7 protein-coding genes are annotated in these 6883 nt (G+C 68.6%); 6 read left to right on the top strand and 1 reads right to left on the bottom strand.

What is annotated here, in order from left to right; all coding sequences use genetic code 11:
* Positions 1 to 24: 24 nt before the first annotated feature.
* The 4 genes from AS96_RS08485 to trpS all read left to right on the top strand — a co-directional run bounded on the left by AS96_RS08485 (position 25) and on the right by trpS (position 4007).
* Positions 25 to 786, top strand: coding sequence for a succinate dehydrogenase iron-sulfur subunit (locus AS96_RS08485; RefSeq protein ID WP_036288356.1), 762 nt, complete (start codon positions 25 to 27; stop codon positions 784 to 786).
* A gap of 77 nt (positions 787 to 863) precedes the next feature.
* Positions 864 to 2051 carry a YihY/virulence factor BrkB family protein gene (locus AS96_RS08480; RefSeq protein WP_036288353.1) on the top strand — a complete coding sequence of 396 codons (1188 nt, stop codon included), beginning with the start codon at positions 864 to 866 and terminating at the stop codon, positions 2049 to 2051.
* Between the two features lie 49 nt (positions 2052 to 2100).
* Positions 2101 to 2934, top strand: a complete 834-nt coding sequence (locus AS96_RS08475) for an exodeoxyribonuclease III (protein ID WP_036288350.1) — start codon at positions 2101 to 2103, stop codon at positions 2932 to 2934.
* 68 nt (positions 2935 to 3002) lie between these two features.
* A complete protein-coding gene (gene trpS / locus AS96_RS08470) occupies positions 3003 to 4007 on the top strand; it encodes a tryptophan--tRNA ligase (RefSeq protein WP_081768011.1) in 1005 nt (334 codons plus the stop codon).
* A 378-nt stretch (positions 4008 to 4385) separates the two neighbouring features.
* Here trpS and AS96_RS08465 read toward each other — a convergent pair whose 3' ends face one another.
* On the bottom strand, positions 4386 to 4991 hold the full coding sequence (locus AS96_RS08465; RefSeq protein WP_231477183.1) for an endonuclease domain-containing protein: 606 nt from the start codon (positions 4989 to 4991) through the stop codon (positions 4386 to 4388).
* Positions 4992 to 5564: 573 nt separating this feature from the next.
* On the opposite strand from AS96_RS08465, the gene AS96_RS08460 reads away from it, so the two are divergent.
* Together AS96_RS08460 and AS96_RS08455 are read left to right on the top strand one after the other, a co-directional pair.
* On the top strand, positions 5565 to 6128 hold the full coding sequence (locus AS96_RS08460) for a GNAT family N-acetyltransferase (RefSeq protein WP_036288341.1): 564 nt from the start codon (positions 5565 to 5567) through the stop codon (positions 6126 to 6128).
* Positions 6129 to 6168: 40 nt separating this feature from the next.
* Positions 6169 to 6883, top strand: a 715-nt coding sequence (locus tag AS96_RS08455; protein WP_036288338.1) for a DNA-formamidopyrimidine glycosylase family protein, incomplete at its 3' end; no start/stop codon positions are given.

The raw sequence follows: 6883 nt of genomic DNA, 5'->3' as shown, positions 1-6883 counted from the left end.
CCCGCCGATGGAGAGGAAGTACTGATGACCCTCGTCACCGAAGCGCCCACCGTCGCGGAGGACACCGGCATCCAGTCGTACCTCGTCACCTTCATCATCCGCCGTTTCGACCCGGAGACCGACAGCGAGCCGCGCCGGGTCGACTACGACGTCGAGATGTACCCGACCGACCGCGTGCTCGACGCGCTGCACAAGATCAAGTGGGAGGTCGACGGCTCGCTCACCTTCCGTCGCTCGTGCGCCCACGGCATCTGCGGCTCCGACGCGATGCGCATCAACGGCCGCAACCGCCTCGCTTGCAAGACGCTGATCAAGGACCTCGACATCTCGAAGCCGATCTACGTGGAGGCCATCAAGGGCTTGCCTCTGGAGAAGGACCTCGTCGTCGACATGGAGCCGTTCTTCGCGTCGTACCGCGAGGTGCAGCCGTTCCTCATCGCCAACAGCAAGCCCGAGGCCGGCAAGGAGCGCATCCAGTCGATCGTCGACCGCGAGATCTTCGACGACACCACCAAGTGCATCCTGTGCGCCGCGTGCACCTCGTCGTGCCCGGTGTTCTGGACCGACGGCCAGTACTTCGGCCCCGCCGCGATCGTCAACGCGCACCGGTTCATCTTCGACTCGCGCGATGACGCGGCGACCACGCGCCTGGACATCCTCAACGACAAGGAAGGCGTGTGGCGCTGCCGCACGACCTTCAACTGCACCGAGGCATGCCCCCGCGGCATCGAGGTCACCAAGGCGATCGCCGAGGTCAAGCAGGCCGTCATGCGCGGCGGTCGCTGAGTCCGCCGGCCACCGACCAGCAGAGCGGATGCCGGGACCGTAACGGCCCCGGCATCCGCTCTCGCTACGCTGATCTGGTGACGGATTCGTCAGAACGCGCGGATGCCGCGTGGCGTGCGCGCTGGGAGCAGTCGCCCCTGCGGGAGCGCCTGGACGAGCCGATCGAGCGCGCGACGGAGATCACGCGCAAGACGCTCGGGTGGTTCCCGATCCGCGTATGGCGTCATTTCCTGCGCGCCAACGGGTTCCTGCTCGCCGCGGCCATCAGCTACCAGTCCCTGTTCGCGATCTTCGCCGTGATCTACTTCGGCTTCGCGATCGTGGGCATCTGGCTCGGGGGCAGCACTCAGGCCATCGCCGGACTCATCCATATCCTCAACCTCTACATCCCGGGCCTCATCGGGCGCGAGGATGGCCAGGGGCTGGTGAGCGAAGCCGACGTCGCCCAGATCGCGCAGGAGTCGGCGAGTGTGCTCGCTGTCACGGGTGCCGTGGCGTTCATCGCCGCGCTGTGGACGGCGATCGGCTTCGTCACGTTCACCCGGCGCGCCGTGCGCGACATCTTCGGGTTGCCGTTCGACACCCGCAGTTACGTGCTGTTGAAGGCCAGGGACTTCTTCGCGGCCGCCCTGTTCGGACTGGCGCTGGTGATCGGCGCGATCCTCGCCAGCGTCGCTGCGGGTGCGATCGAGCTGCTGTTCCAGCTGTTCCCGTGGCCGGACTACTCGGACTGGGTGTGGGTGACGGGCCGCATCGCCTCGGGGGCGGTCGCCTTCGCGATCAACACCGCTGCCATCGGGGCGCTGATCCGCTTCCTCACCGGAACCTCGTTACGGTGGCGGCTGATCCTCCCCGGCGCCGCACTCGGCGGCGCCGCGATGGTGGTCCTCCAGTACGGGGCTGGAATCCTCCTCTCCTACTCCCCCTCCAACCCGCTGCTGGCGACGTTCTCGGTCTTCGTCGGGTTCCTGCTCTGGTTTCGTTTGGTGGGCATCGTGATCCTCGTCGCGGCGTCATGGGTCGCCCTCACGGCGCAGGACGCGGACGTGCCCATCGAGCAGTTGTCGGCGGACGAGCAGCGGCGTCGCGAGCACGCCGCATTGCTGATCGCCGCGCGGGTGCGCGTGCGCGACGCCCATCTCGCGCGCGCCGAAGCACCCTGGTGGCGGCGTTGGCACGAGACGCGTGAGCTCCGGCGCGCCGAAGACGACCTCGCGCGGGTCGAGGCCGACGCTCCCTCGCCCCCGCGCGGCCTCCTCGGCTGAGGGCCGCGGAGGCGCGTCGCGTGTCGGCGGCGCTCGTTAGGGTTGACGGGTGCCCCGAAACCTGCGCGTCGCCTCCGTCAATGTCAACGGCATCCGTGCCGCCGCCCGGAAGGGCATGCTCCCGTGGCTCGAGACGGCCGACGTCGACGTGCTGACTCTGCAGGAGGTGCGCGGAGAGGCGACGCACCTCGCCGACGCTCTGCCCGGGTGGCACATCGTCAACGACGAAGCGCTGGCGAAGGGTCGCGCCGGTGTCGCGATCGCGGCTCGCGAGCCGATCGACATCTGGCGCATCGAACTCGGCGACGACACCCTCGATTCCCGCGGACGTTGGGTCGAAGCCGACATCGACGTCGCCGGCGAGAAGGTGACGATCGTCAGCGCGTATGTCCACACCGGCGAAGCCGACACCGAGAAGCAGGTGGCCAAATACGCGTTCCTCGACGCGATGGAATCCCGGATGCCGAAGCTCGGCGAGTTGGCCCTCATCACGGGCGACCTCAACGTGGGTCACCGCGAACTCGACATCCGCAATTGGCGGGGCAACGTCAAGAAGGCGGGCTTCCTGCCCCGCGAGCGCGCGTACTTCGACCGCTTCACGGGCCCCGAAGGCGAACAGGTCGTCGGCACGGACGGCACCACCGGCACGGGGCTCGGCTGGGTCGACGTGGGACGCCGGTGGGCGGGTGAGGTCGACGGCCCCTACTCGTGGTGGTCGAACCGCGGCAAGGCGTTCGACACCGATACGGGCTGGCGCATCGACTACCACCTCGCCTCGTTTGCACTCGCGGAACGCGTGGTCGACTATCGCGTCGTGCGTGCGCCCTCCTGGGACACGCGGTGGAGCGATCACGCTCCCGTGGTCGCCGACTACGCGTTCTGAACTGTCCGGCGGAGCTGTCGGCCCCGGCGGGCGGCGGGACCCCGGCATCCGTTCTCTAGACTGGGACGATGACCAGGCCCCGCCTCTACTCCGGAATGCAGCCCTCCGCCGACTCCCTCCAGATCGGCAACTACATCGGGGCCCTGCTGCAGTGGCGTGACCTGCAGGAGGAGTACCAGGCGTTCTTCTCCGTCGTCGATCTGCACGCTCTGACCCAGCCGAACGATCCGGCGGAGCTGCGGGAGAAGACCCGGCGCACGGCGGCGCAGTACATCGCCGCCGGCATCGAACCGTCGAAGTCGACGCTGTACGTGCAGTCGCACGTGCGCGCCCACGCCGAGCTCGCCTGGGTGCTCTCGACCATCACCGGATTCGGTGAGGCGAACCGCATGACGCAGTTCAAGGACAAGTCGGCGCGGTACGGCGCCGACCAGACGAACGTCGGTCTGTTCACGTACCCGGTGCTGATGGCCGCTGACATCCTGCTCTATCAGACCGACATCGTCCCGGTCGGCGACGATCAGAAGCAGCACGTCGAACTCACCCGCGACCTCGCAGAGCGCTTCAACTCCCGCTACGGCCAGACCTTCCGCATGCCCATGCCGGTGATCCAGCAGGAAACGGCCCGCATCTACGACCTGCAGAACCCCACCGCCAAGATGAGCAAGTCGGCCGAGTCGGATGCCGGGGTGCTGTGGATGCTGGATGACCCGGCCGTGTCGGCGAAGAAGATCATGCGTGCCGTCACCGACAGCGAGGGCGTGGTCCGCTACGACAAGGAGAACAAGCCCGGCGTCTCCAACCTGCTGGTGATCTATGCGGCCCTCACCGGACGCCAGATCCCCTCGATCGAGGACGAGTACGCGGGTCGCGGCTACGGCGACTTCAAGAAGGGGCTCGCAGAGGTGGTCGTGAACGAGTTCGGGCCCGTCCGCGCGCGGGCACTCGAGCTGCTCGATGATCCCGCCGAACTCGACCGCGTGCTCGCCGCCAACGCCGACCGCGCCGCCGAGGTCGCGGATGCGACCCTCGCCGACGTGTACGCGAAGGTCGGACTCCTCCGCCGCCGCTGACAACCGTCGCGGGTTGCGGTTGCCGCGAGGCTTGCCCACGGTCCCGTACTCAGTCTGCATGGTGGTCGAGCTTTCCGAGACTGCGATGTTCCGCGCACGTCACGCTCGCAACAATCGTCGCAGACTGAATATGGCGACCCGGGCTGCACCGTCCACGCCGCGATCCCGTCCAGCCCGCATCGCACGACGCTCCTGCGCGTCCGACGCCGCCGGTGTTCCGTATTCAGTCTCTGATGCATCCGCCGGGCGTTGCACCCGGCGGATGTCTGCGAGGTGCGAGAGTGCGACGAGGCGGCAGACTGAATACCGACCGCGCGGCGAGACCGCCCCGCGCACCCGAACGGTCGGAGCGGCTGGGGCGCCGCGCGGTGGAAGCGGTCAGCCGCGACGATTGGCGAAGATCAGACCGCGCAGCGCACTGGCGACGTCCTCGAACCGGTACAGGATGTCCTCCGCCGTCAGCCTGAGCACGGTGAATCCGAGCGCCGCGAGCGCGCGGTCGCGTTGGTAGTCGACACGCTGCTGATTCCAGTCGCTGTGGAACTGCTTGCTGTCGCACTCGATGATCAGCCATCCGTTCACCAGCAGATCCACACGACCGACGCCGTCGATGCTGACCTGCAGATCGACGTCACAGCCCCACCGGCGAAGCAGGAGCCGCACGAGTGTCTCCGTTCCCGCTTCCGCACGGCTGTCGATGAAGGGCCGGATAGCCCTGAAACGCGCCGGGACCGCGCCGAAGACCTGGTCGAGCTGATCGACCGCGACTATGCCGAGGTGGATGGCACTATCCAACGTCGCCACCGCGAACCGCGCCTCCTGACAGCGGATCGCGTGCGACAGAGCATCCACGATGTCGACCGCACCCGATGTCGGCGGTTCGGTCAAGGCGTGCCAGTGCAGGACCAGGTCGCGGCGCTGCGCCGCCGGGCCCAAGGCACCGCCCCCGACGACCGGACGCATACGGCTGTCGCCGCGCTCCATATGGACGTGAAGTCTGGTCGAGTCGGCAACGAACACGCCACACTCGGACAAGAGCGAGAGACAGCCCAGCCGACCCCCGACGTGCGCGGCTTTGCGCAGCGCCTCCGGCGCGTCTCCGCGGACGTAGTGTCCCTTCCTTGCGCGGACGAGCTGACCGCTGTCGAGGCTCGCGCGGATCGCGCGGCTCGTCATCCCTGTCGCGCGCAACTCGGCCCGCGTCCACACATCGAACATCGCGCCAGCCTTGTCATAGCACGGTCGGAAAGCAGCCGCCCCTGACAATCAGTGGACAGTCCGCGGCGGGCAGCAGGTGGGGAGGATGTCTGCGCGTTCTGGCGGTGACGGATGCCGCAATAGGGGCGTTCCGTATTCAGTCTCCGCCGCCGGGTCGCACTCGAGCGACCGCAACAACTCGCGGCGCGTGCGGAGGTGACATCCCTCCGAGACTGAATACGGATCGCGAGAGCCGTCGTCGGGGTCGGCGCGAGCCGCTGCGGGCGCGGGCCGTCCCCGTACCCGTACACGCCCGGGCAGGCGGGCAGGAGACCGCGCGCGGGCGGATAGGCTCGCGGCATGCAACCGGTGACCCTGCGGACGGCGCGACTCGAGCTCTCGCTGCCGACCGAGAACGACGTCGACGCGATTTACGCCGCCTGCCAGGACGAGCTGATCCAGCGCTTCACGACGGTGCCGTCGCCGTACGAGCGCGCGCACGCCGAGGGGTTCGTCGACAAAGTCGCGGGCTGGTGGGATGCCGAGACGGAGGCGACCTGGGCGCTGCGCCACGACGGCATGCTCGCCGGCATGATGGGCCTGCATCGCCTCGGCCAGGGATCCGGCGAACTGGGCTACTGGATGACGCCCGCCGCGCGCGGTCGGGGACTGGTCGTGGAGGCGGCGCAGAGGGTGATCGACTGGGGCTTTTCTTCGGACGGACTGGGATTGCAACGGATCGAGTGGCGCGCCGTGGTCGACAATCCCGCATCGCACCGCGTCGCGCAGCGACTCGGATTCCGCTACGAGGGCCGGGTACGCTCCGCTCTCGTCAACGGAGCCGGCGTGCGCGCCGACGGCCTCATCGCGGGCTTGCTCGCCGACGATGAGCGCGCCCCACAGGTGTGGCCCGCCGCCGGCTGACCCCTGACGCGGTGTCGGGGCGCAGTGGCAGGATGAGGCCATGCCCGAGATGCCGGAGGTGCAAGGTCTCGTCGACTTCCTCGCCGAGCGCGCGACGGGACGCACCATCACGAAGGTGACGGTCGCCCACATCGCGGCGCTCAAGACCTACGACCCGCCCATCGACGGCCTCGTCGGGGGCCGCATCAGTGAAGCCCGGCGCCACGGCAAGTTCGTCGACCTGGCGACGGATGCCGGCATCCATCTCATCTTCCATCTCGCCAAGGCCGGTTGGCTGCGCTGGTACGAGACGGTTCCCGACACGGTGATCCGACCGGGCAAGACGCCGATCGCGCTGCGCGTGCGCCTCGGCGACGGCGCCGGATTCGACCTGACCGAGGCCGGCACCAAGAAATCGCTCGCCGTCTACGTCGCTCGCGACCCACAAGATGTCCCCGGTATCGCCCGCCTCGGTCCCGACCCGCTCGCGGAGGAGTTCACGCGGGATGCACTCGCCGGCCTTCTGGCCGGTCGGCGCACCCAGATCAAGGGCGTGCTGCGCGACCAGTCGATCGTCGCCGGCATCGGCAACGCGTACTCTGACGAGATCCTGCACGCCGCGCGCATGTCGCCCTACGCCCTGGCGGCCGGTCTTGCCGACGACGAGGTCGACCGGCTCTACGACGCGATGCGCACGACCCTGACGGATGCCGTCGCCACGGCGTCCGGCAAGCCGCCCGCCGATCTGAAGGACGCGAAGCGCCGTGGCATGGCGG

The organism is Microbacterium sp. MRS-1 (assembly GCF_000585455.1).
Lineage (GTDB): Bacteria > Actinomycetota > Actinomycetes > Actinomycetales > Microbacteriaceae > Microbacterium > Microbacterium laevaniformans.
This window is presented reverse-complemented; position numbering and strand designations above follow the sequence as displayed.